The organism is Peribacillus sp. YIM B13481 (assembly GCF_042787985.1).
Lineage (GTDB): Bacteria > Bacillota > Bacilli > Bacillales > DSM-1321 > Peribacillus > Peribacillus simplex_A.
Window position 1 is genome coordinate 15,176 of record NZ_JBHZPE010000012.1, and the last position, 24,924, is coordinate 40,099.

The following is a 24,924-nucleotide window of genomic DNA, read 5'->3' on the forward strand; positions in this document are numbered from 1 at the left end:
AAAAAAGTCGATTCCTGTACGTTGAACTGCACCCCAATTGTTAGACACAACTAACAATTGGAGGTGCAGTTTTTTATGGCGAGATTTTCTTCAGAAGAAAAAATACAGGCAGTAAGGCAATATATAGATGGTAATGAGGGAGGACAAACAATTGCTAAATCTATTGGTGTTCATCCGAGTTTACTCCATCAGTGGATTAAACAATTTGAACTTTTTGGTGATGATGCTTTTGAAAAACGCTATACACTCTACCCCGCACAGTTTAAACTAGATGTACTCAATTATATGAACGAACACGGGACGTCTATCAGGAAAACAGCGGCGATTTTTAATATTCCATCTTATGAAACGCTTCGAAAATGGAAAGTTGCTTATGAAACAGAAGGATTTGATGCCCTACAATCGAAGAAAAAGGGGCGTCCATCCATGAAAAATAAAAATAATAAGACATCAAATACTCAAGTACCCGATGAAGGGTCAATAGAGGCTTTACAGACGGAGAATGAACGTTTACGTATGGAGAATGCCTATTTAAAAAAGTTGAATGCCTTAGTTCAAAACAAGGAAAAATCAACAAACAAGACAAAGCACAAGTAGTCTATGAATTAAGGAATGCATTCCCGGTGAAAGCACTTATACAGCTCGCAGACATTCCGCGTAGCACGTATTACTATTGGGTGAAAAACTTCGGACGTCCTGATCCAGATGCAGAACTGAAAGTATTGATTAAATCTGTTTTCGATGAACATGAAGGTCGGTTTGGTTACCGTCGTATTCGTGATGAACTTAGAAATCGCGGACACCTAGTAAACCACAAAAAGGTACAGCGTATCATGAAAGAACTAGGGCTAAAATGTCTTGTCCGTATGAAAAAATATCGCTCTTACAAAGGAACTGTGGGCAAGATTGCACTAAATATTTTAGATCGGAATTTCAAAGCTGAAAAATCAAATGAGAAATGGGTTACGGATATTACAGAGTTTAAATTATTTGGAGAAAAGCTATATTTATCGACGATATTGGACTTATTTAATGGAGAAATCATTACGTATACAATCGGTTCAAGACCAACCTACTAAACTCATTTCAACGATGTTAGATCAAGCTTTTGAACGTTTAACAGACGACGATACTCTCCTTATTCATTCCGATCAAGGCTGGCATTATCAAATGAAACAATACCGTAATGCCGGAACGTGGCATTACGCAAAGTATGTCTCGCAAAGGGAATTGTTACGATAACGCTGTTATGGAAAATTTCTTTGGTATCATGAAATCGGAACTTCTTTATCTAAAAGAATTTGAAAGTGTGGAACACTTTAAACAAGAACTAGCAAAATATATAGAATACTATAATCACAAACGAATCAAGGCAAAATTAAAAGGCATGAGCCCGGTACAATACCGAGTTCATGCCCAACGGGCTGCCTAACGAAATAACCTGTCTAACTTTATGGGGTGCAGTTCACGTTAAGGAATCGGCTTTTTTTAGTTTGCTTCTTCAAGTAAAGCACTGTGAGATTGAGAAGATTTATACTTCAAATACCTTATTTTTTGCTTTCGGGCTTAACACTTCTTCCGGCTTTAACACTGCTAATAGCTCTCCATTATTGACTTTATTGACCCAATCGCATCGGCTTCACCTTTTTCAATGAAATTTTCTGGAACTTCTTATTGTCCATTGACTATTGCAGGAACTCTCCCGTATTTTTTCGCTATAGGTGAAAATGATGCTTCCGCTAATGCGAGCTTCCATGCTTCAAATCCATTCATATTCATCAATCATTGTTAGTAATTCCCATCTAGCAATATTCGCCACTTGGGATTGCCCATAGACGCTGGATGCTGGTGTTAAAGCTTGAATTTGTACTGTGCCCCATACTACTTCCTCAAAACGTTGATTAATAAAAAAGTAATGCTTTTCTTTTTGTTGTTAAAACAGGAAAAAATAGTACAAATTTAGTCAATGTAATGTTTCTTAAAATCTGGATGGATAGAAAATTTTTTACGTAAATTGGCAAGGTTTTCACCAAAACTTTCTTCTAAAAGCTCTCTATGTTTCTCCATAATTTCCATGAGATACAAATCATGAATCATGACTTCTGTAATTGGCATTACCAAACCTACATGCATTGTCCATGCCGCACGACTATCTTTACCCAGCGAGACAATACCTGCTACTACTTCTGAGTCATCTCCACTAATAACAAGCCATCGTCCACCATACTCTTCTGTAATTTCATGACCCATATAATGGAGGTAAACATTAGCAAAATCACATACGATTTCCCCATAAGCAATAATTGTTACATTGACCCCTCTAGTTGCTGCCTGTCTTAGTTCAGACTCCAATTCTTCGAATTCCTCTTCCCAAATCTCTAAGAGGATTCTTTTTTCAGCAGATAATATACAAGCTTTAACCTTTTCGAGTATTTCATTGCGTCCAGTGATATTCCAGATATTTTCACGGTCATTTGCAGAACTTTCAAACTCTGCTAATGATTTTTCTGCCAGTTCAAAATTCTCTTCTGCTTTCATTCGACGGTTTTTTATTAGCTCCTTTGCAGGTACAGGAGTATACTGTGGTGTGTTACCAGGACTAACCAGAATATCCCCTCTTATTGCGAGACCGTCCAGAATTTCATATATTCTTGAACGTGGTACACCGGAGTTTTTTGCTACTGCATAGCCAGTCAATGGCGATTCTTCCAATAAGGTAAGATATGCTTTCGCTTCATATTCGGTAAAATTTAGATTTTTTAATGTTTCTAAAATGTTTTCTTTCATAAATCCTCCAACACAACCTTAGTTGCTACCTTAGTAACTAATATCTTAGCAAAATCTGTTGACCTTTTCCATAAGCATCCAATATAATTAATAAGTAGTTACTTGAGTAGCTACTAACAAACGAGAAGGGAGAAATAGTATGGATAGCTTACTAACTTACATATCAATAGTTGCAATGATGGTTATTATACCCGGAGCAGATACTATGCTCCTAGTGAAAAACACGCTTCGCTATGGTCCAAAAGCTGGACATTATACCGTTCTCGGAATGGCAACGGGACTTTCTTTTTGGACGCTTATTGCTATTCTTGGGTTATCTGTCGTCATTGCAAAGTCTGTGATTCTTTTCAGTACAATCAAATATTTGGGAGCCGCCTACTTAATTTATTTAGGGATTAAAAGTTTTTTTACTAAAAGCGCTTTTTCTTTAAAAGAAATACAAGCACAAGCAAATACACCCACGAAGTATTTAAATCGGCATAATAAGGATTCCTTTATGCAAGCATTACTTAATAATATTCTTAATCCAAAGACTATTTTAGTTTATATAACAATCATGCCGCAATTTGTCAATTTGAATGGAAATGTAAACCAGCAATTGATTATATTAGCCTTCATCTTAACCTTACTCGCTGTATTATGGTTTCTATTTCTTGTTTATCTAATTGATTACGCAAAAAAATGGTTGAACAACTCCAAATTCCAGAAAGCGTTCCAAAAATCAACTGGCTTAATTTTAATAGGTTTTGGCATTAAAACAGGAATATAAATTGTATAAAATAACTAATTTGATTCAATCCGTTCAAAAAATTGAACGGTTTTTCTATTCACTCCATATGTTTCTAACAAACTTGTTAACTACCTGCCCATTTAGTTCCATAAGAAAAGTGCTGCCCTTATAAACAGCTCTGATTTCAGCTAACGCACCGTTAGTTCATTAATAGGTACCACCTAATCCCCATCAAGCCAAGACAAATCATTACCCCCATAACTAAAAAAAGCTATTTTTCTGTAATTCCATGGAAATGATGGTGTTTTTTAAGTGTATATTTCAAATGTAAGAAACAGAGTAATGTAGTAGAATAGATAGTACTGGAGGGGGATTTGATGAAAGAATATATTTATGTGAAGTACGAAAAAAAGTGAACTTGAAATTTGGAATTTTAAAAAAAGACATTGTATTTACCATATCACTCTTGTTTGCAATCGTAAGCTGTTTATTCCATTCACCAAAACTGGAATATATTGATTTTAAAGTATTAGTCAGTTTATTTAATCTTATGCTCGTAGTTAAGGCTCTGGAAGATCTTAAACTATTGGATAAGTTCGCCATTGCCATACTGAGTAAATGTCATAATAGTAAAAGTGTTTCAGCAATCCTAATTTTATTATGCTTTTTTAGTTCCATGCTTGTAACGAATGATGTGGCATTAATAACATTTGTACCATTAACACTTATAATTAGTAAGATTATACAAACTTCTATGTTAGATACTATTATACTAGAGACAATTGCGGCTAACATCGGAAGCAGCCTAACTCCTATGGGAAATCCTCAAAATCTTTATATATTTACTAACTACGGAATAAGGCCCATACAATTTTTTACAACAATCCTTCTATTAGTGGTTCTTGGAATTATTCTATTATTCTTTCTTAATCAAAGATTGAATAGTAAAACACTGGAAATGGAACTTCCGTATATTTCTATAAAAAATAAAAAAAGGGCAACAGTATGGGGAATTCTATTTGGCATCATATCTGCATCCATACTTGGGGTTTTAAGCTACAAACTTGCGTTCATCATCGCTTTGGGAACCGCATGTTTACTTGATATAAAATTATTGAAGAAAATTGATTATTTATTGCTTATTACTTTTATATGTTTTTTTATATTTATAGGAAACATATCGGATTTAAAGGTAGTACACACATTTGCAAGCGAACATCTCAAAAGTCCTACATCTATCTTTTTCAGTTCCATAATTTTAAGCCAACTGATAAGCAATGTACCAGCTGCGATCTTTTTATCAAAATTCTCCGTGAATTGGCAGCCTTTATTAGTAGGTGTAAATTTAGGTGGACTTGGTACGATAGTTGCTTCCCTCGCAAGTGTAATTTCATTTAAACTTTTTATTAAGAGAGATCCACAAAAAAGTAAAATGTACCTTATAAGGTTTAGCTTTTATAACTTTTCGATTTTAGCTCTTTTAACTCTTGTTTATTACTTTACAATGAAAAATCAAAATTTCTTTTAATATAGGTTTAAACAACTTTGGGTTTTTTATATTGGATTTGCCTTAACATATGCCTATAGGGGTGCCGCCATATGCCCAGCAAGCTAGGGCATATCATTACCCCAAAAACAAAAAAAACGCTATTCTTTCTGTAATATGTAGAAAGGATGGTGTTTTTTTATGTGTCACGCGGTTTCAGGTGAAGCAACCTCTTTTGCATATAGCCACACATTCATTGCGGTCATTCCTTTTATAACGATTATTTATAAATATATAAAAATTAACTATTTTTATTATTTATCTCTCAATGTTAACATTTTGTTATACCTTATTTTGAAAGGATGAGAGATGAATGGCTAAACAATATTCTGAATTTACAGTATTCGGACTCGGCCCCATTGGCATTGAAATACTACGCAGTGCTTACCAAACCAATCCACAATCGATTTTCGGAGTTGTTGATATTGATCCCGATAAGATAGGTAAGGACATTGGCTCACTCATCAATGAAAAGGAAACGAATAAATGTGTAGTCTCCCATATAAAGGAAGTAAGGCCTGACGCTGACCACCCTGTCGCCCTTCATGCAACTGGATCAAACGCACAGCAAGTATGGCCTCAAATCAAAGAGCTTCTAGATCATGGATTTTCAGTGGTTTCCACCTGTGAGGAGCTTTCTTTCCCTTGGCATCGCTATCCTGTACTTTCACAGGAAATAGATGATTACGCTAAAGAAAAGGGACTTAGTGTCATTGGGACCGGAATTAATCCAGGCTACATAATGGATACTATGGCCATTTCTTTTTCTACAGTATTGACGACGGTTAATAAAATTAGGGTCAATCGTAAAGTGGATGTTTCGAAAAGGCGCCTTCCCTTACAAAAGAAGGTCGGAATCGGGATGACCAAAGAAGAGTTTGAATTTTTAGCTGAACAAAATAAAATTGGACATGTAGGACTTGAGGAGTCTGTCAGATTAATCGCTTATGGGCTCAATTGGAAACTTTCAAGTGTACTCAATACAATTGAACCAACGATTGCAAGCGAAAATATTACCGTTCCCCTAACTAGCTTAAAACCTGGGGATGTTAAGGGGCTTCATCAAATTTCTACGGGCAAGACCACGGACGGAAAGGAAATTCACCTGGATTTAACGATGTCTGCAGGTATTAAACAAGAAGATGAAATCGTTATCGAGGGGAACGAAACCCAAAGATTGATAGTTCCAAACGGCATCTTTGGGGATACTGCAACCGCTGCAATGATTATCAATACCGCTAAGCAAATTGATGCCCTCCGTAAACCAGGTTTACTTACAATGGCTGACATCGGGGTGCCGAGAAATATAAATCAATCAGACTTTGTGCATATTTAGAGGCAGACCAACGATCATCCGTATGATTGTGACCAGATTCAAAAGCTTGAATATAGCGATGTAGATTGCTTACTTTATTTGCATAGGTGAACCATCCCAAATGGTTCACCTATGCATCTTGGCTCAGTTAGTATGGTTGATGATATGCGCTTTCCTAAAGCTACTAACATCAACCATTTTACTGCTGAGCAGCCCATAAAAGACAAAAAACCACCATGATCGGTGGCTTTGCAGGTTATTCCCTATTCATTTTTTTATATAGGAATCAACCAGCTTATGTAAGTCATCGTAATTAAGGAAACTATCGATTTAAAAGATGATTGTTTGGAAAATATCATTTTCTAGTTTCTTTAAGATTTATTAGAACCTAGTTTCATGGAAATTTCCTTGGCAGCTTTCGTTACTTTGTCAATCAATTCAGGCAAACGACCTTCCTGAAATCTAGCCTCTATCCCAGCCACACTAATGCCAGCTACTATTTGATCTTTGCCATTGAGTATCGGCGCACTCACCGCTTTCGTATAATTCTCCAGTTCAGATGAAGTTATCGTGTAACCTTTCATTCTAGCTTCATCTAAAGCATGACGAAGTATATCTTTATCCATTATCGTTCCAATGGCAATTGGTTTTAATTCAATACTTTCCAAATAAGCTTCACGCTCTTCTTCTGGCAAATGCGCTAGTATGATTCGAGAATCGCCAGCGTATAATGGCGAACGCCTTCCAATAGATGTATAAAGTCGAACAGGATGCAATGTGTCCACCTTTTCAATGTACATGGCTTCGTCCTTATCCCTCACAATTAAATTCACTGCTTCTTCTACATCATCCCGAAGGTCTTTCATGATGGGATAGGCAATTGATCTGATATCCAAACGCTCCCCTACCAGTTGACCAAACTGCAAGAATATCAGTCCAAGTGAATAATGGCCGTCATCGTCCCTTGTTAAAAATCCCATTTCTTCTAATGATCCCACCATACGGTGCAAAGAGGTTTTCGGCAGGTCGGAAAGTTCCACCATCTCATTAAAGGTGAGTTTCGGATGATTTATGAAAAGGGTAAGGATCTGCATGGACTTCACGACGGTTTTGTTATGTGCCTGCATACTTTTTCTCCTTCATGTTTTTAAGTTTTTAGTTAATAATTCATTAGATAGGTGTTTTCTATTATAAAACATGAGCACTTAATCCTATTAGCTTCTTAGCGTTTTTCTTCAAAACTTTCAGCTTTAGTTTTTGAGGCATAGTTCTAACTGCAGCCCCAATGGGACCCCCCCAGGAATTCCTTGTATATAAATTGACTTGGATTTCTCTACAAAGGTATTTCCAAAAATACTTTTGTCCCTCTTTCCTCTACTGAATGAATGGAAAGGTTTCCACCGGCAGCTCTGGCTCTCTCCTCCATACTGAATAAGCCTACGCCACGGGTAACCTTTTTAATATCAAAGCCCTTTCCTTTATCCTCTATGACCACACGAATTTCTTCATCAATTTCCCGAATCGTGACTGTTGCTTCTTGAGTATGAGCATATTTACGAATATTCGTTAATGCTTCTTGGATTATACGGTAAATGGTAATTTCTTTGTTTGTGTTCAGACGGCAATTTAAATAACAGTCAAAATGGACCCTGATATGATGATGCTCTGAAAACCGGACCAAATAAGAGCGAATGGCAGGAAATAAACCAAGATCATCGAGTACTGATGGCCGCAGTTCCCATGATAGGTGTCGAAGTTCTTCGATTATTTCAGTCGCTTCATCTCGCATCTGATCTAACAGGGGATGACTCATTTCTGCCTGCAGCCTGTTAATCGTGATGAGATGGCTGTACAGGTTCTGTCCGATACCATCGTGAAGCTCGCGGGAAAGGCGTTTCCTTTCATCTTCCTGAACATCAATGATTTTACCCGTCATTTTCTGAATCTCTTCTTCCGCAATCTTCCTATTGGTCACTTCATGGCGAATCGCCAAATACTGGTAAGGTTTTTTGTACTCATCAAGAAACGGAACTATTGTCGTATCTACCCAATAATAAGTTCCATCCTTGGTCATATTTTTAATCTCGCCTTTCCATACATTCCCGGATGAAATCATTTTCCATAGATCATTGAAAAATTCTCTAGAATGAAATCCCGAGTTAATAATTCGGTGATTCTGTCCAATCAGCTCTTCCTTTGAAAATTTGGAAATCCTGCAAAATTGATCATTAACATATTTGATGGTCCCTTTTTGATCGGTTATTGCTACAATTGATGAAGCATCCAAAGCAAATTGAAAATCGACCAGTTTGTGTACGGATTTTTTCAGTTCCTCTACAACTCGTTTATATTCGGTAATTTCCTTCCGAATTGCCAGGTATTTATACGGTTTCCCCATTTCATTTAAGAAAGGGACAATTGTGGTATCTACCCAATAATAGGTTCCATCCTTTGCTCTGTTCTTAACCTCGCCTTGCCATACACTTCCTGCTGAGATTGTTCTCCAAAGATTTTGCATAAATTGCTTTGAATGATGACCTGAATTGATAATTCGATGATCTTTCCCTAAAAGCTCTGATGCTGAATATTTGGATACCTCACAAAATTTCTTATTGAAGGATTTTATCTTGCCTTTTTCATCTGTAAAAGCAACAATCGTTGATTCATCTATTGCGTACATTATATCAACCAGCTCATTAATGGGATAGGATTGATTTTGATTAAGCCGTGATTGGTCTTTCACTTTATGGAACACGACTAAGTAATGGACCTCTTTTTCAAGAGAAAAGGCATTCATCCTGAAAAAAAGGGAAAAAGCATGACCATCCTTGTGAATTCCGAACTGGTGGATTATTTCCCCTTCCCCACTTGCCTGAAGGTTTGCTCCTGGCATAAGATTCAAAAGTTTTTCTCCTATTAATTCATGATTTGAATAACCAAAATTTTCATATACCCGTTGATTCGCAAAAGAGATGATGCCAGATTCATTGACGAGAATTGTCGCATCGCCGGACCCAGAAAAATTCTCTTTTTCCTTTTCCAAATGATTATTCCAGTCCATTCATAGTCCTCCTGTTGCCGTTAAATTGAGCTGTTTAATTCCTTTTCCAATTTTTTCGCTGCATCAAGGATCGTTTGCTGGTCACTTTCAGAAATAGGCTGAGTTGTTCTATTACCTACCAATAATACTCCTTTGAGAACACCTTTAAATTGAATTGGAACTGCGAAAGCGAATCTAAGATTTTCCGCGAGCATGATAGGGTATTCTAGTGCTTTGCCGAGGATATTATTAGGGAAATCTTCAATTTTCATCGGCCTGCCTGTAGAGATGACCTTACCTGCTATCCCTTTCCCATATCGAACAGTTATTCTTTTGTATTTATCATTTCTGTTCCCTGCGGCATAATGCCAGCTTACATCTGGACCGTTACTGTTTTGTAAAGCAAGACCAACAAAATCACAGTCCAACTCTTTTAATACTTGTACACACGTTTGTTTAAATGGTTGATCTTTTCTTGATTTATTGTACACGTTAAATTCCATGCCCTAATAACCCCTTTTTTAAAGCAAATGCAACAAGTTCAGGTCTTGTTTTCATCTGAAGCTTCTCCATCAGGTTTCCTTTATGGGTTTCAACCGTTTTCACACTTATGACAAGTTGTCCGGCAATTTCTTTATTGGAAAATCCTTTCGCAATCAATGTCAGCACCTCTTTTTCACGGTCCGAAAGCAGATTGAAAATATCAGAGGTCCCCTGCTTCACACTGCCTATGTATACTTCCATTAACCTTTTTGTTGCAGATGGATGAAGGTAAGCATTTCCGGTCGAGACAGAGCGAATAGCTAGTAATAATTCTTCATGTGGTGCACTTTTTAAGATACAGCCTGAAGCCCCTGCTTGAATGGCTCTGAATAAATATTCTTCATCATCATGCATTGTAAGTATTAATATGGATACTTCAGGCATTAGTTTTTTCAGTTCTGAAGTTGCTGATAAGCCATCTTTCCCATGAGGCATGCTTAAATCCATGACTACCACATTAGGCTGGTGCTCTAGCGCTTGCTGTATTCCTTCGTTCCCTTCAGAAGCTTCCGCTATGACTTCCATATCAGCATGATTATTTAATAGCATCTTTAAGCCCATTCTTACAACGGCGTGATCATCGCAAAGCAAAATTTTTATCAAAGCCTGCTCCCCCTTAGCTCTGTTCGTATATGTATTGTTATTAGTTGAATATGAAACAACAACGGGGATTGCTTAATTAGCAAACCCCTTGTTTAGTACATTTTAATATAATGGAAGGGAAATCTCTATAGAAGTCCCTTCATCTATTTTTGAAAATATGAAACATTTTCCTCCAATCAAATGCATTCTTTCACTCATGGCTGCAAGCCCGCTCGACTTATTCATAGCGGTTTCCACCTCAAACCCTTTTCCTGAATCTTTAATCATGATCAATAACCTGCTTTTTTTCCATTTGAATAGTATACTTGCCTTCATCGTATCAGCATATCTGGCTATATTCACTAATGCTTCCTGGCAGACTCTGAAAAGTGTAATGCTATCTCTATCAGATATTTTCGATTCAACACCCAGATTCTCTACCTCAACTTCAATGCCATATGTTGAAGTGTATAATTTTATATAGCTTTTCATAGCAGAAATCAGACCCAGAGTTGTAAGGGTAGGAGGATGCAATTCCACAGCCAAGAGCCTGATTTCTTGAATTGTCTTTTCCAATAGCTGGTTCATATCGCCTGCATAGCTTTTCATGGCAGGCTGTTCGATTTCCTTTTCAATGAGCTGCATACCTGTAAAGAGACTGTAGAGGGACTGTCCCACACCTTCATGAAGCTCCATTGCAATTCGTTTAATCTCTTCTTCATGAGTTTGAATAATGTAAGAACTAATGTTTTTTTTGAGTGGCTGAGTATTCATTCCCACCCTCCTTACTTGTTTGTCGCAAATTATCGGTCAGACCGACTTACGCCACGTCCTCCCAAAAGTTACGCTTTCTATCGAGCGATGTATTCTTGTTCAGTGGGAAAGTTTGCACTATATTTTTGTACGTCAAAAGCTCCGCTTCAAGACTGAGAATTTACGATATATAATTCTTTATGCTTTTTTCACTATATTACTTGAAATGTCACTAAACATCCCGGCATATTGAACGACATCCCCGGCATCATTTTTTATTGCACTTATTGTCAGCCATTGTAGATATTGTTGTCCATCCTTCCGGCTATTCAAGATTTCACCTTGCCAGAAACCATTTTTTTTAATAGAATTCCATAATTCCTCATAAAAAGTTTGCGGTTGTTTACCAGACTTAAGTATACTAGGATTCTTTCCAAGTACTTCATTTTCCTGATAGCCCGTAATTTTAGTAAATGCAGGGTTTACTGAAATGATTTTACCACTGATATCGGTGATCAAAATGCCTTCTATTGTATGGTCAATCACTTCTTTGGCAAGCCCCATTTTACCTTGGAAATACATCCAGACAACTAAAATCAAACTTGCGAGGGCAACTTCGGACAATGCCATGAACCCGATTGCATAATGACCTGTAATATTGAATAACAAGGATAGAATTAACAGAGGAAAAAAACCTCCCAAACCACCCATTGCTGACACAATTCCATTCACAATACCAGCCTGCTTTTGAAAATACATCGGCACAAGCTTAAAAATAACACCGTTTCCTATTCCAGCACAGAGAGCAATGCTTAAACAGCCGAATGTGTACCATCCGAATGATGGAGCAAAGGATAGGATCATGGCTGAAATCGTATAAACACCAAAAACAAACATGAGCAGAATAAGAGAATGGAAGCGGTCGGCTAGCCACCCGCCAATTGGTCTCATAAGAGTAGCAAGGACAATAAAGCCAGCTGTCCTTACTCCGGCATCAACTTTATCTAATCCAAAATTCTCTACAAGAAAGTTTGGCAGATAAATAGTAAATGCAACAAAAGAACCGAATGTTATAAAGTAAAATAAGCTTAGCAGCCACAGTTTTTCATTTTTGTAGACACCCTTAATTTGTTCTAAAAGCGGGGTTTTTACTTTCGGTTCCTTTTTATCCCCCAATAGGAAGTTACAAACGATAAAGAGTGCCAAAATCACAAGATAAAGCTGTACGGTTGTCGACCAGCCAAACTTCGTAGCTACAGCGGGGGCTGCGAACGCTGAAATGGCCGTTCCGAGATTTCCTGCACCATAAATACCGTTAATAAAGCCATGGCGTTCCTTAGGATAATACTTCGGTAAAGAAGTTACTCCAACAGAGAATACGGCTCCCCCAATTCCCAGGAAAAGCCCCCCAATCAACAAATCAGCAAGAGAATCCGCGATACTGATATAATAAACAGGGAATAACAGCGATATAAAGCTAATCAGGAAAATTTTCCTGGCCCCGAACTGATTGGCGTAAAATCCAAGGGGTATGCGAAGGATAGATCCTAAAATAACCGGGACAGCTGTTACCAGTGCAAGCTGACCATCCTGTATAGCGATATCTTCTTTAATAAAAGGCAGCAGGGAAGAAATTAATACCCATACCATAAATCCTACAACGAGATTTAAGGTGTGTAATGGCAGCTGAATTTTTTTAAACATCCTGACCACTCTCTCTTCTAATTATATATTGTAAACCCGAATTTTCATCAAAAGCTACCCACTCATTTACACTTTTAGTCAAAATCGATTTCAATGGGACAGCAAAAAAGTTAATGTCGTCAAAATAAATGCGCAGATGTGTGATGTCAGGACAAAGCTCCACCTTAACAATCGTTTTTGTAACGAAAGAAGCTTTATCCTGGCCACCATCATCTAGGATGGCTACACTCGCTTTTTCTGATACTAATGGTTGTATATCTTCTATTTTAATGGGCTCCACAGGTATTGCACCCCCTCTTTGTCATGTAAACGTTTAGTTGATACCCGTGCAAATGTTTCCAGAATAAATCTCCTGCATGAATCTCGATAAATTCAATTGCTTCCTCTTCAGACTCCCATCTGCTCATTCCTTTTACTTCAGCAACTACAATATCGACCCCATCGATTGACTTTTCATCTAAATACCAGTTTAGTCGGACATCTTTAAAAAGATCTGAAAGGAGCATATCGATTTCAACAGCAAAATTTCCAGATGCTTCTTTTATAAAACAAAAATCAAGGTACGTTTCACTGTTCATTTACATTCACGCCTTTTCATTTTTCGTTTTTTTATATGTAAATAACGCTAAGGGAAACACCACAATGTTTAATCCCACGAATATTAAAACATTCACATAATTTTCATAATAATATTGGTGAACCATAAATTGGGTAAATACAATATTCATCATAAAGAAGGCACAGAGCAACGCGACACCAATAAACTTAAGCCTCATAACGCTTCACCCTTACTGCGTATACCGCTCCATTTTCCACTTTCAGCTGAATCTCTGGCAGCGGCCTTCTTGGCGGACCCGCAGTTGGAACACCTGTTTCAACATCAAATTTCCCATGATGGCAAGGACAAACCATCTCTCCCTCTTCCTTCACCCAGAAAACCGGGCAGCGAAGATGTGTGCATGCATTTTGGTAAGCTGCGTATTTCTTTTCTGATAATCTGATCAAAATGGCATCATCATGATCACCTGGAAATTTAAAATTCATTGCGTCACCAATTGCAAGTTTGCTTACATCTGTGATTTTTTTGTGAGGATACTCCTTCTCCCCAAGCCCCAGCAATTCTTTAGCCGCTACCGCCCCCCAAGGGAGGGAGGAAATGGCGAATACGCCAGCAGCACCCACTAATGTTTTCATGAACCCACGTCTGTCAAGCTTTCTTTCATTATTCCGTTCAATATTATGAGTGTAATTATCTTCATTAAAGGGAATTTTATTATTTTTATCTGACCGCATCTTAATCCCTCCTAATATAGCTTAGTTATCCCCTGTAAAATACCTGGGAGATTTACCTTAACATTCGTTTCACTTTCAAGATAAGGAAGGCTAGTCACCCATTTTCCATTATCAAGATTAAATTGTTTTCTCTTATTTTCAATTTCTTCATCGGTCAACCATTGAAGTGTATTGGATGGGCAAACACTTGCACACATTGGCGGGATACTGTCTTTTGTCCGGTCGATACATAAATCGCATTTGTACATTAGGTTTTGTTCAGTGTCAAATTTCGGTATTCCGTATGGGCAAGCAATCGTACAATTTTGGCAGCCGATACATTTTTCAACGAGTGCCGATAATACGGCACCTGTCTCATGGATTTGGATTGCCTGGGCCGGACAACTCCTAGCACAGGCCGGATTCACACAATGAAGGCACATAAGAGGCATCGTTTGCCGATTAACCAGAGGGTTTACATCATATACATAGTTTCTGTTCCTCTCTTCATGCCCCCCGCATTGTGTACAAGCCGCTAGGCATGACCGGCATCCTATACAGTTTTCAAGTTCTAAGTAGAGCCTCTTTTTCATTTATTGCACCTTCTTTATTTCGACTTTTTCCATTTGAGCTGCACAGACCTTAAATTCCGGCATACGGGAGATTGGATCAAGCGCTGCAATTGTTAATAGATTGATAGATTGCTCGTGGCCAAAGTGGTATGGAACAAATACAGTGTCTTCACGAATGGCTTCTGTAATTTTCACTTTATAGATTGCCTCGCCTCTTCGGGTAAATAGACGGACTTTATCCTCATTTTCCAAATTGTATTTTTTTGCAAGTTCCGAATGTACTTCGACATACGGTTCGGGACACATATCGCGCAGGAACTGGATTCTTCTCGTCTGGTTCCCTGATAGATAATGGTAAACGACACGTCCAGTTGTTAAACGAAGCGGATATTTTTCATCTGGCTCCTCAGCAGGGGGACGGTAAGGAAGCGCACAAATTTTCGCTTTGCCGTCTGCGTGATAGAATTTTTTATCCAGGAACATATGCGGCGTTCCCTTATCATTTTCATCCTTACAAGGCCAAAATACTCCGTCCTGTTTGTCGATTTTATCCCATGTAGCACCGTAATAATCGGCATATCCCCCTTTACTAGCCAGTCTGAATTCATCAGCTATATCTTTTGCTGTTTTCAAATAGGAAAAATATTTTCCTCTTCCAAGACGTTCTGCAAGTTCTACTTGTATTTGCCAATCGGGCTTAGATTCACCGATTGGTTCTTGTGCCTTATTTATCTTAATAATTCTCCCTTCAAGGTTTGTAACTGTTCCTTCATCTTCTGACCAGGTTACAGACGGCAGGATCACATCCGCAAACTCTGCTGATTCAGAAAGATAGAAATCCGAACACAACATAAAATCCAGGTTTTTCATCGCACTTCTGACGAAATTTAGATTTGGCGCAGATACTGCAGGATTAGAACATAGCAGATACAATCCACGGATCGTTTTTTGTTCCATCAGTTCAAACATTTCATAAGCAGAAACACCCGGTTGAGGCATTTCTTCCGGAGTAATTTTCCATACTTTACAAACTTCTTCTACATGTTTAGGATTTGTAATTTTACGGTATCCTGGCAATAAATCCGCTTTCTGGCCATGCTCCCGTCCACCCTGTCCGTTTCCTTGACCAGTGAATGTTGCTACACCAGACTTCGGACGGCCAATCTTACCTGTTACAAGCGCCATGTTTGTATATCCAGATACATTGTCAACACCCTTATGCTGCTGTTCAATTCCACGGGCAAACATGACAACGGCATTCGGTGCTTTTCCATAAATCTCTGCTGCGCGAATAATTTTTTCCGGTGCCACACCTGTAAGCTCACTCGTATATTCCGGTGTAAATTCTTGAACAAGCTCTTTTGTTTCTTCAAATCCGTTTGTATGATTATTAATAAACTCTTTGTCAGCATAACCATTTTGAATTAATAAATTTAAGATTCCATTAGCAAGGGCAAGATCCGTTCCCGGTTTCAGGTCAAGGTGCACATCTGCTCTTCTCGCAATAGGCGTTTCGCGGGGATCCACCACGATAATGTAACCTCCTCTTTCTTGAACGTTCCAGACTCGGAACATAGAAGTTGGATGACATTCTGCTGTGTTGCTTCCTGCAATAAATAAGCAATCTGTTTCATGAATATCTGTCCATGGTAATGTTGAACCTCTATCTACGCCGAAAGAACGAAGGAATCCCCCGGCCGCACTTGACATACAGAAACGGCCATTATAGTCAATGTAGCGTGTTCCAAGAGCCACACGTGCAAATTTCCCTGTTAAATAGCATTTTTCATTTGTCATTGATACGCCGCTGAAAACGGATAATGTATCTTTTCCATATTTATTTTGAAGCTCACTGAACTTTTTCACGATTAAATCATACGCTTCATTCCAGCTTGCTTCACGGAAGCCTTCCTTTGTTCCTTTCAATGATGCATCATCACGAATAAGCGGTTTTAAAATACGATCATCATGGTTTGTCTGCTGGTAAGCTGTAACCCCTTTTGGACACATTTTTCCAACCGTTACAGGCCAGTCATAACGTGGTTCAACCCCAATGATTTTATTTGTCGCTCTATTTACCCTTAAATTCATTCCGCACTGCATTCCACAATAGGCACAATGCGTTTTGACCAATGATTCATTCGGGTGTATCACATTCTCTACTTCTTTAAAAAACTTATCCCTTTGCATTCTGGTTTGCCTCCTTAACTTTTACCTCATGGATAGGGAAACCGGAAAATTGAGCAATCCGGTATTTTCTACGGCAAGGTAGGCACATTTCAGCGAGATGGTGGCCTTCCTTCGTTTGAAATTCGATATTGTTCACGCCGAGAACCTCTACGACATCTTTTGATTGTTCTGTTGAAACAAACTCATCACCACATACTTTGCATCCTTTCATGGATTGTTCCGCATAATGCTCTCTGTAGTTTCTTGCAAATACACTCATTGTGCGGAAAGGTATGTGAGCAAGTTTTCCGAATGGAAGATAAATCAATGTAATAATGACTGACCACTGGTGAATCAGGGACATAGCTGGCTGTCCTGCACCGTGCAAAGAGATGTTCATAAACGTTAGTGCCAACCCTGTAATACTGACTAATAACAGCATATATAATGGAAGAAAGTCATACATGAATTTTTGTTCTGCTCTTGCCTGCATATTTTTCAAGCGGCGGTATAGAGCCATGCAGACTCCGGCAATAACCATCACAGCTGTAATGTTTAGAGCGTTATATGATAAGTTCGCAATGATCCCATTAGCTGGTACTGTTATTACCTTGATCCCCATTGCGATAATGTTGTAGTAGCCATTGTCGTCCATGGTGAAGTACATCCATCCAAATACTAGAGGGAATGTCACAAAGCAGGAAAGAATACATCCCCATCCGATTAGAATGTGCTGAGTCCATCGGTAAATTCCCCTATTCCAGATGAAATTGTATGTTGCTAAATGTTCAACTGATGTTTTAGGCGTTGATTTTCTAAATAGAAGTTTGACTCCTTTTTTTATAAAAATCTTTGTTGGCGGCCTTTCTCCCCATGCGATAAACCTGTAAAAGAACCCCCCAATAAAAATAATCGTCCCTACCATATAGCCATAAAGGTTTAAATCTACGTGTGTAAACATTCTTGTGCCAAAAAACGATAAGGTTACAAGTCCGCAAACTGCTAGAAACATAGACTTAGCAAAATGTGATGCAAATGCATTATCAATTGATTTTCCTGTTTTTTGATTTGCTGCGACTTTTGCCTGCATTACTATTCCTCCTCATTACAAACAATTACCATACCCTTATTGTAAGAGGTGCCCCGATTTTTCCATATCGGGGAACTTCCCTATCATAAGGGTAAAATTCCCCTATCTTTGAAAATAAAAAAACAGCTCTGATGTGCAGAACTGCCTGTACTTTTTTACAAACTTGCTCTTTTCCAGTTTTTCGTAATTTATATTATATAGGAGGAAATACTGATAGAATTTTTTCTTGAAGTTAGGCTGTTTTCGGAGAATAAACAAAAAAAAGAAAGTGCCCTTTTAATAAGAGCACTCTCTTCCTTTTTGCTACTTCTTGATGTGAAATAACTATATAATATGCTGTTTTTTTAGAGCTAATGAAATTGAAACCTTTAATTCATTTAATTGTTGTTCTTTTTGAAGGAAAAGCTGCTCAGCTTCTTTTAAGGATACTCGCGAAAATTGAATAGCTTCCCCTGGTTTGACCTGAGCAATTAATGGTAAATCTGCAGTTATCACTTGAGCTATCTTAGGATACCCTCCCGTTGTTTGGCTATCTGCAAGAAGAATGATAGGGTTTCCATCAGGAGGAACTTGAACAGACCCGTTAGTTACTGCTTCAGATAAAAGCTCACGTTTTTCTTGTAACTCCAACAAAGGGCCTGATATTCTATAGCCCATACGATCAGATTGGTTTGAAACTTTAAACAAATTCTCTGCAAAACTAACTTTACTAGAGTCCGTAAAATAATCGTACTGGCTTCCATCTATGAAACGAATAACTGGCATGCGACTTGGCATAAACTCCTTTTCATTGACAAACCACTTTGGAGCGGTAAACGCTTCCTTAAACTCCCGGTTATCTAGAATCGTAGAAGTTTCATTAAAATCCACAACATCATCTACTTTTAATGCTCTTCCCTTATAGCCGCCAATTTCCCCTCTTAGATACGTACTTTTACTATTCATAACTGTAGAAATAGCGTATCCTCCCGCTACAGACAAATAAGTCCTACAACCTGATTTACATCCCGCGAATCGAAGAATCGTGCCTTTTTTTACATAAACAGGCTTCCACATTGGAACAGCCTGACTGTCAATAGTAGGTGATAAATTTCCACCTGTTATCGCGATCAAGCAATTTTTTTCTATTTTAAGAGTCGGACCCATTAACGTAATTTCCAGGGCCGCTTCACCTTCTTTATTGCCAACTAACATATTGGCAATTCGTAGGGAATATGCATCCATTGCCCCGCTTACAATCACTCCATGTTGCTGAAATCCTTTTCTTCCAAGATCCTGAATACTAGTTAACAATCCCGGTTTGATTACACGCAGGCTCACTGTAACCCCTCCTTAAGAATAATTTCATTATACTCTTGATTAGAAATTGGATGGAATTTCACAATGTCTCCTGCTTGTAATAGGCTTGGAGGATTTACATTTGGTAAAAATAGTTTGGTTGGCGTTTGTCCAATTAATTGCCACCCTCCAGGCGTAGATATTGGATATACACCCGTTTGCATACCTGCAATTCCAACTGCTCCTGTTGGTATGGTCATTCTAGGAGAAGATCGTCTAGGCGTTGCAACTTTTTCTGATAGTCCACCGAGAAACGGAAAACCTGGAGCAAATCCAATCATATAGGCCAAATACTCGCCGTTTGAATGAATATGGACGACTTCATCAGTAGTTAAATTATTATAACGGGCTACATATTCCAAATCCGGGCCATATTCATTCCCATAGCACACGGGAATGGACACCGTTCGATGTGAGAGCTTTTTATCTTCTTTTAAATCCTCTAATTTCGTTTCCAAGATCGAACGTACCACTTCATAGGAAGAAATGGTTTCAGTTTCATTGCTTTGTTTTTGATTCTTATAGATAACTAGAGGGTCGTAAAAAACCGTCAAATTAGTAAAAGCCGGCACACATTCTATAAATCCAGCAAAAGGTTCATCTTCAAGCAAATCCATAAACAGTTTAATTTTTTTGTGGATGTCGTATTTCATTTCATTCCCAAATGTAATCACGATTGCGGAATCGCCTAAGGGAGACAGTACGCATGTAGTTTTATTCAAAAGCTTTTCCGGCATAGAACTCATCTCTTTCTGTCTATTATAAAACGCCTAATTTTTCATCACGAATATCCGTTATAAACATATGTCCTGGTGCATGCGTAATCATAATCGACGGTTTGGTTTCCATTGCGATAGATTGAGGCGTTACACCACAAGCCCAGAAGACTGGCACTTCTCCTTCACGAATCGTTACTGCATCACCAAAATCAGGTTGCTGTATGTTAGAAACGCCAATCGCCTCCGGATCTCCAATGTGGATTGGACCACCATGAACAGCAGGAAAACGCGATGTAACTTGAGCCGCTCGCACGACATCTTTTTGTGGAATCGGACGCATGCTCGCTACCATTTTCCCGTGAAATATCCCTGCTTCAATACATGATATATTCGTTTTATACATTGGTACGTTACATCCCTCTTCAATGTGACGAATCGATATATCATTATTCAAAAGGGCGTGTTCGAATGTAAAGCTGCACCCAATTAAAAATCCAACCATATCATCTTCCCAATAGTCTGAAATATCCGTTACTTCTTCCGCTAATTCACCATCTTTATACACCCGATATTTTGGAATATCTGTACGTATATCAGCAGACTGGGCAGCAAATTTAGGAATAGGAGAACCAATCTCCGTTACGTCTAGAAGTGGACAAGACTTAGGATTACGCTGACAAAATAATAAAAAATCAAAAGCATGTTCTTTTTTTAAAATTGCAAGGTTTGCTTGTGCATAACCGTTTGCCATTCCAGCAGTTGGTTTAATCCATTCATTGTTGCGGATCATTGCGCGCAATTCAGCCGGAGTTGCTTGCGAAAGATTAATCATATTAACATCTCCTATAAGTAACTAGCAGTTTTTCACAAACTGCTAGTCGTATGAATCAGATTGAATCTTTTAGTTATTAAAATAGTGATGGCAGTTGATTAATCAAAGTATATCCGCCCATTAACGCCATAACAATTACCACGAACACACCAGAAATCGTTAACCATAAAGGATGTTTATAGTCCCCCACAATATTCTTCTTATATGCCGCAATTAAAAGTGTACCAAGTGCAATTGGTAAAATCAGACCATTGATTGCCCCTACTACAAGCAGCACTTTAACCGGTTTGCCAATTAACATAAAGCAAAGTGTTGAGACGACTATAAAGCCAATTATAATCCAATTAGCCCTTTTATTTATTTTTTCACTGAATGTTCTGATAAACGACACAGAAGTATATGCAGCGCCAACTACTGATGTGATTGCTGCAGCCCACATAACAATACCAAAGATTTTATAACCAACATTTCCAGCAGCAAGTTGAAAAACGGATGCCGCAGGGTTTCCTGAATCAATTTGCAAGCCTTTAGATACAACGCCTAGAACTGCTAAAAATAAAGCAATCCGCATAACTGTGGTTATTAAAATCCCCATTACTGAACTCTTTGTGACTTCTGGCAGTGCTCCTACACCTTTTACGCCTGCATCCAATAGACGATGTCCACCAGCAAATGTAATATAGCCACCTACAGACCCCCCAACCAAAGTAACAATTGCGATAATGTCAATCTTATCAGGGGCGAATGTCTTTACTACTGCTTCTCCAACTGGAGGAGCAGTTGTCCATGCAACATATATCATCAAACAGATCATAAAAAAGCCGGCAATTTGTGTAAAGCGGTCCATCGCTTTACCCGCTTCTTTTACAACAAAAATTAATATTGCAATAACTGCACTAATTGCTGCTCCAGTTGTAGGGGATATTCCTGTCATCGCATTCAGACCAAGTCCAGCACCTGCGATGTTCCCTATATTAAATGCGAGCCCTCCCATAACAATGAGTGCCGCTAGAACATAACCAAGGCCTGGAAGAACCATGTTTGCAATCTCTTGTCCCCGTTTTTCAGATACAGCAATAATGCGCCATACATTTGTTTGTGCAAAAATATCAAGAATTACTGAAATTAAAATTACAAACCCAAAACTCGCTGCAAGACTTTGGGTATAAACAGTTGTCTGCATTAAAAAACCCGGCCCTATGGCTGATGTTGCCATAAGAAATGCTGCACCTAGTAATAATGTCCGGTTAGTTTTTGGCTTAGAATGATCTTTTTTCTCGTCAGGTATATTTTTAATTGGCTCCAATGGAATCTGCCTCCTAGGTGTTTGTAATTTTTATTTAGAAATAGACTTAACTGTAATTTCAGATATTTCTAAGGATTTTTTTACATGACGAGCAAAGGTTAAAGCATGTGTTCCATCCCCATGAATACAAATGGTATCTGCCTTTAAAGTCACATCAGTGCCTTGCTGTGACAGAACCTTTCCTTCTTTAACCATTCGAACTACCTGTACAACAGCATCATCATCATTTTCTATCATTGCATGCGCTTCCATTCGAGAAGTCAATGAACCATCTTGTTGATATGTCCGATCCGCAAACACTTCACTAGCCGTTTGTAAACCAATGGTCTGTCCAGCACGTATTAATTCACTTCCCGACAGGCCAAATAAAATGAGCTCAGGATTAATCTTGTATACAGCCTCTGCAATGGCAAGGGACAACTCTTTACTCTTTGCCGCCATATTGTACAAAGCACCGTGTGGTTTAACATGTTGCATATTCCCGCCTTCAGATTGCAAGAAGCCATTTAATGCACCTATTTGATAGACAACAATATCATAAGCTTCCTGTGGAGAAATATTAATATTGCGTCGGCCAAAACCAATTAAATCTTGTAATCCTGGGTGGGCACCAATTTTTACATCTTTCTCTAAAGCAAGTTGAACCGTTTTTCTCATAACGGTAGGATCGCCAGCATGAAATCCACACGCTACATTGACAGATGTTACAAAATCCAAAATCTCTGCATCATTTCCAATTCGATATGTGCCAAAGCTCTCACCTAAATCAGAATTCAAATCAACTGTATTCATTGTACACTCCTCCTATTTACAGAAATTTCGAACAATAAAACTTATAAATATGTAGAAAAAAATAAGTATTTCGCTTTCAACAAATTCCGAAATTCGGAATTACCGTTTCATATTTCGGAATATTCTTATTCTATCATTTTTTTTTTATTTCGACAATACTTTGTTAGATAACCTAACATATAGTTAGATTCAAAATCTAAATGGTAGAATATTAAGTAATAATAAAAAAACCATTGTTTCCTATAATAAGGAAGCAACGGTCTTGATTACAAGTTTAAAGGGAAGTGTATATAATTACATTCGATGTGAAACGGAAAGGACTTATTTTATTTGGCTGTTTTCACATACTATGTTGCTATTTACCAGGTAGTGAGTTGTGGTTGATTTCCCCTCCAGATGCTCGCTTTCCGCGGGGCGGGCGGTGAGCCTCCTCGGCGTAAACGCCTGTGGGGTCTCACCTGTCCCGCTGCTCCCGCAGGAGTCTCGCACTTCCGCTCCAATCAACCTTAAATAGTTTCATTTTAAAAACAACAATCTTTACAAAAAGAGCCTTTTATTTAAATCGATTTATAGAAAATACTGAGATATCATTCTCACTCTTACCTGAAATAATAAGATCACTTAAAATCTCTCCAATAACACTACTGAATTTAAACCCGTGCCCTGAGAAACCTGCTGCAATAGCAATGTGTGGATAATTAGGATGTGTATCCACTATAAAGTTCTCATCTGGTGTCATTGTATAGATGCAACTTTTTCCATGTTTTATTTTTTGACCGGTAGGCATAAATTGTTGTAGAAACTGTACCAAATCCCCCTCATCTTCATCCAATACACCAAACCGTGCTATAGAATCATCGGGATTAATGTAATTTCCTCCATCATGTCTTCCTACTTTTAAACCACTGTCATTTATACTTGGAAAGCCATAGTATGTACCTACAGACGTATCAAAAGTGAAGGCCGGGAAATTTTTGTAATTATATAATTCATTTGCTTCAAACCATGCAAATGTTTTTCTGATTGGGGCTAGAGGAACATTTAAGTCTAACATTGCTAAAAGTTTTGGTGACCATGCTCCTGCCGCAACAACTAAAGCCTCTGCGTAGAATGTCTGTTCATCAGTTTTAATCGTGACCCCATTTCTATGAACAAATAACTTCCTTACTTGGCTATTCACAATGATGTTAGCACCATGTGACTCCGCAAGTTGTTGATACGCTCGAATACACTCTTCACTTTTTAACACACCCGAAGTCGATTCAAAGCAACCAATATAATCTTCTGGCAGTGAAATACCTGGCCATCTTTTATGGATTTGATTTGAATCCAGGATTTCTAAAGGTAAATTAAATTTTTCTGAACTCGTGATTACTTGATTAATAAATGTGGATTTTTGACTGCCAGCATTCATTACACCTGTTGGAAGAAATAACTGTTTTCCCGTAAGTTTTTCTAAGTCATTCCATAGTTTTTGTGATTTAAGTGCCAAAGAAACATATTCTTCACCTTCTCCATAGGCATGTCTAATAATTCTTGTTTCTCCATGATGACTGCCTTTATTATGAGGAGGAACAAAAGAGTCTAATAATAATACCTTTTGTCCATTTTTAGATAGAAAATACCCTGCCGACATTCCCATAGATCCAGCTCCAATTACAATTACATCATAATGCATTCTTTTCTTTCCTCCTCCCAATTTTGATGATTGGATATTTTCGAAAGTATAGGTTGTGATAAAACTGTGCTTTCAGCTATAAGCGTGCTGAAAATAAATAAATTCCTAACTTAATGAAAAAGGAAGCCGCTTTACTGAGATTGGTCAGAGTAAAAC

At 38.1% G+C, this 24,924-nt stretch carries 22 protein-coding genes and 1 pseudogene; 4 read left to right on the forward strand and 19 right to left on the reverse strand.

Annotation, left to right across the window (positions count from 1 at the left end):
- Positions 1–75 precede the first annotated feature (75 nt).
- Positions 76–1,432, forward strand: a pseudogene (locus ACFX4X_RS09635) (IS3 family transposase).
- A gap of 527 nt (positions 1,433–1,959) precedes the next feature.
- Here ACFX4X_RS09635 and ACFX4X_RS09640 read toward each other — a convergent pair.
- On the reverse strand, positions 1,960–2,787 hold the full coding sequence (locus tag ACFX4X_RS09640) for a TrmB family transcriptional regulator (protein ID WP_061462872.1): 828 nt from the start codon (positions 2,785–2,787) through the stop codon (positions 1,960–1,962).
- Positions 2,788–2,926: 139 nt separating this feature from the next.
- Here ACFX4X_RS09640 and ACFX4X_RS09645 point away from each other — a divergent pair, with 139 nt between their 5' ends.
- The 3 genes from ACFX4X_RS09645 to ACFX4X_RS09655 all read left to right on the forward strand — a co-directional run bounded on the left by ACFX4X_RS09645 (position 2,927) and on the right by ACFX4X_RS09655 (position 6,399).
- Positions 2,927–3,556: a homoserine/threonine efflux transporter gene (locus ACFX4X_RS09645; RefSeq protein ID WP_061462871.1), complete on the forward strand. Its 630-nt coding sequence runs from the start codon at positions 2,927–2,929 to the stop codon at positions 3,554–3,556.
- 313 nt (positions 3,557–3,869) lie between these two features.
- A complete protein-coding gene (locus ACFX4X_RS09650) occupies positions 3,870–5,045 on the forward strand; it encodes an SLC13 family permease (protein ID WP_089363114.1) in 1,176 nt (391 codons plus the stop codon).
- Between the two features lie 331 nt (positions 5,046–5,376).
- A complete protein-coding gene (locus ACFX4X_RS09655) occupies positions 5,377–6,399 on the forward strand; it encodes an NAD(P)H-dependent amine dehydrogenase family protein (RefSeq protein WP_377383094.1) in 1,023 nt (340 codons plus the stop codon).
- Between the two features lie 350 nt (positions 6,400–6,749).
- On the opposite strand, the gene ACFX4X_RS09660 is transcribed toward ACFX4X_RS09655, so the two are convergent.
- The 18 genes from ACFX4X_RS09660 to solA form a co-directional block, all read right to left on the reverse strand.
- Positions 6,750–7,505 carry an IclR family transcriptional regulator gene (locus tag ACFX4X_RS09660; protein ID WP_377383096.1) on the reverse strand — a complete coding sequence of 252 codons (756 nt, stop codon included), beginning with the start codon at positions 7,503–7,505 and terminating at the stop codon, positions 6,750–6,752.
- A 206-nt stretch (positions 7,506–7,711) separates the two neighbouring features.
- On the reverse strand, positions 7,712–9,439 hold the full coding sequence (locus ACFX4X_RS09665; protein WP_377383098.1) for a sensor histidine kinase: 1,728 nt from the start codon (positions 9,437–9,439) through the stop codon (positions 7,712–7,714).
- A 20-nt stretch (positions 9,440–9,459) separates the two neighbouring features.
- On the reverse strand, positions 9,460–9,921 hold the full coding sequence (locus tag ACFX4X_RS09670) for a GAF domain-containing protein (RefSeq protein ID WP_284471003.1): 462 nt from the start codon (positions 9,919–9,921) through the stop codon (positions 9,460–9,462).
- The gene (locus tag ACFX4X_RS09675) at positions 9,911–10,564 is read right to left on the reverse strand and encodes a response regulator transcription factor (protein WP_061462865.1); all 654 of its coding nucleotides are present in this window, start codon (positions 10,562–10,564) and stop codon (positions 9,911–9,913) included. The genes ACFX4X_RS09670 and ACFX4X_RS09675 overlap by 11 nt, the downstream gene beginning before the upstream one ends.
- A gap of 102 nt (positions 10,565–10,666) precedes the next feature.
- Entirely contained in the window at positions 10,667–11,317 is a 651-nt protein-coding gene (locus ACFX4X_RS09680) for a sensor histidine kinase (RefSeq protein WP_284471005.1), read from the reverse strand.
- Positions 11,318–11,494: 177 nt separating this feature from the next.
- Positions 11,495–13,000, reverse strand: coding sequence for a nitrate/nitrite transporter (locus ACFX4X_RS09685; protein ID WP_377383100.1), 1,506 nt, complete (start codon positions 12,998–13,000; stop codon positions 11,495–11,497).
- Entirely contained in the window at positions 12,993–13,280 is a 288-nt protein-coding gene (locus ACFX4X_RS09690) for a hypothetical protein (protein ID WP_284471007.1), read from the reverse strand. The genes ACFX4X_RS09685 and ACFX4X_RS09690 overlap by 8 nt, the downstream gene beginning before the upstream one ends.
- On the reverse strand, positions 13,267–13,578 hold the full coding sequence (locus ACFX4X_RS09695; RefSeq protein ID WP_089363119.1) for a hypothetical protein: 312 nt from the start codon (positions 13,576–13,578) through the stop codon (positions 13,267–13,269). Before ACFX4X_RS09695 ends, ACFX4X_RS09690 begins: the two co-directional genes overlap by 14 nt.
- Before the next feature lie 187 nt (positions 13,579–13,765).
- Entirely contained in the window at positions 13,766–14,293 is a 528-nt protein-coding gene (locus tag ACFX4X_RS09700; RefSeq protein WP_377383103.1) for a QcrA and Rieske domain-containing protein, read from the reverse strand.
- Positions 14,294–14,304: 11 nt separating this feature from the next.
- Positions 14,305–14,865, reverse strand: coding sequence for a 4Fe-4S dicluster domain-containing protein (locus ACFX4X_RS09705; protein WP_061462858.1), 561 nt, complete (start codon positions 14,863–14,865; stop codon positions 14,305–14,307).
- Complete coding sequence (locus ACFX4X_RS09710; RefSeq protein ID WP_377383105.1) at positions 14,866–17,034, reverse strand: molybdopterin oxidoreductase family protein; 2,169 nt, start codon at positions 17,032–17,034, stop codon at positions 14,866–14,868.
- Complete coding sequence (locus tag ACFX4X_RS09715) at positions 17,021–18,103, reverse strand: hypothetical protein (protein WP_377383107.1); 1,083 nt, start codon at positions 18,101–18,103, stop codon at positions 17,021–17,023. The genes ACFX4X_RS09710 and ACFX4X_RS09715 overlap by 14 nt, the downstream gene beginning before the upstream one ends.
- A gap of 324 nt (positions 18,104–18,427) precedes the next feature.
- Positions 18,428–19,423, reverse strand: coding sequence for a 5-oxoprolinase subunit C family protein (locus tag ACFX4X_RS09720; RefSeq protein WP_377383109.1), 996 nt, complete (start codon positions 19,421–19,423; stop codon positions 18,428–18,430).
- The gene (pxpB, locus tag ACFX4X_RS09725; protein WP_377383111.1) at positions 19,420–20,187 is read right to left on the reverse strand and encodes a 5-oxoprolinase subunit PxpB; all 768 of its coding nucleotides are present in this window, start codon (positions 20,185–20,187) and stop codon (positions 19,420–19,422) included. The genes ACFX4X_RS09720 and pxpB overlap by 4 nt, the downstream gene beginning before the upstream one ends.
- A 13-nt stretch (positions 20,188–20,200) precedes the next feature.
- The gene (locus tag ACFX4X_RS09730; protein ID WP_284471013.1) at positions 20,201–20,992 is read right to left on the reverse strand and encodes a putative hydro-lyase; all 792 of its coding nucleotides are present in this window, start codon (positions 20,990–20,992) and stop codon (positions 20,201–20,203) included.
- Positions 20,993–21,068: 76 nt separating this feature from the next.
- Positions 21,069–22,208 carry an NRAMP family divalent metal transporter gene (locus tag ACFX4X_RS09735; protein WP_089363149.1) on the reverse strand — a complete coding sequence of 380 codons (1,140 nt, stop codon included), beginning with the start codon at positions 22,206–22,208 and terminating at the stop codon, positions 21,069–21,071.
- A gap of 120 nt (positions 22,209–22,328) precedes the next feature.
- On the reverse strand, positions 22,329–23,090 hold the full coding sequence (locus tag ACFX4X_RS09740) for a LamB/YcsF family protein (RefSeq protein ID WP_284471014.1): 762 nt from the start codon (positions 23,088–23,090) through the stop codon (positions 22,329–22,331).
- 553 nt (positions 23,091–23,643) lie between these two features.
- The gene (gene solA / locus ACFX4X_RS09745; RefSeq protein ID WP_377383112.1) at positions 23,644–24,768 is read right to left on the reverse strand and encodes an N-methyl-L-tryptophan oxidase; all 1,125 of its coding nucleotides are present in this window, start codon (positions 24,766–24,768) and stop codon (positions 23,644–23,646) included.
- Between the last annotated feature and the right edge of the window lie 156 nt (positions 24,769–24,924).

Coding starts and splice junctions, on each gene's coding strand:
- ACFX4X_RS09735 (WP_089363149.1), bottom strand. CDS start 22,208: ATGGCAACATCAGCCATAGGGCCGGGTTTTTTAATGCAGACAACTGTT.
- ACFX4X_RS09655 (WP_377383094.1), top strand. CDS start 5,377: ATGGCTAAACAATATTCTGAATTTACAGTATTCGGACTCGGCCCCATT.
- solA (WP_377383112.1), bottom strand. CDS start 24,768: ATGCATTATGATGTAATTGTAATTGGAGCTGGATCTATGGGAATGTCG.
- ACFX4X_RS09660 (WP_377383096.1), bottom strand. CDS start 7,505: ATGCAGGCACATAACAAAACCGTCGTGAAGTCCATGCAGATCCTTACC.
- ACFX4X_RS09740 (WP_284471014.1), bottom strand. CDS start 23,090: ATGAATACAGTTGATTTGAATTCTGATTTAGGTGAGAGCTTTGGCACA.
- pxpB (WP_377383111.1), bottom strand. CDS start 20,187: ATGAGTTCTATGCCGGAAAAGCTTTTGAATAAAACTACATGCGTACTG.
- ACFX4X_RS09640 (WP_061462872.1), bottom strand. CDS start 2,787: ATGAAAGAAAACATTTTAGAAACATTAAAAAATCTAAATTTTACCGAA.
- ACFX4X_RS09710 (WP_377383105.1), bottom strand. CDS start 17,034: ATGCAAAGGGATAAGTTTTTTAAAGAAGTAGAGAATGTGATACACCCG.
- ACFX4X_RS09705 (WP_061462858.1), bottom strand. CDS start 14,865: ATGAAAAAGAGGCTCTACTTAGAACTTGAAAACTGTATAGGATGCCGG.
- ACFX4X_RS09645 (WP_061462871.1), top strand. CDS start 2,927: ATGGATAGCTTACTAACTTACATATCAATAGTTGCAATGATGGTTATT.
- ACFX4X_RS09695 (WP_089363119.1), bottom strand. CDS start 13,578: ATGAACAGTGAAACGTACCTTGATTTTTGTTTTATAAAAGAAGCATCT.
- ACFX4X_RS09670 (WP_284471003.1), bottom strand. CDS start 9,921: ATGGAATTTAACGTGTACAATAAATCAAGAAAAGATCAACCATTTAAA.
- ACFX4X_RS09730 (WP_284471013.1), bottom strand. CDS start 20,992: ATGATTAATCTTTCGCAAGCAACTCCGGCTGAATTGCGCGCAATGATC.
- ACFX4X_RS09680 (WP_284471005.1), bottom strand. CDS start 11,317: ATGAATACTCAGCCACTCAAAAAAAACATTAGTTCTTACATTATTCAA.
- ACFX4X_RS09665 (WP_377383098.1), bottom strand. CDS start 9,439: ATGGACTGGAATAATCATTTGGAAAAGGAAAAAGAGAATTTTTCTGGG.
- ACFX4X_RS09715 (WP_377383107.1), bottom strand. CDS start 18,103: ATGCAGGCAAAAGTCGCAGCAAATCAAAAAACAGGAAAATCAATTGAT.
- ACFX4X_RS09685 (WP_377383100.1), bottom strand. CDS start 13,000: ATGTTTAAAAAAATTCAGCTGCCATTACACACCTTAAATCTCGTTGTA.
- ACFX4X_RS09700 (WP_377383103.1), bottom strand. CDS start 14,293: ATGCGGTCAGATAAAAATAATAAAATTCCCTTTAATGAAGATAATTAC.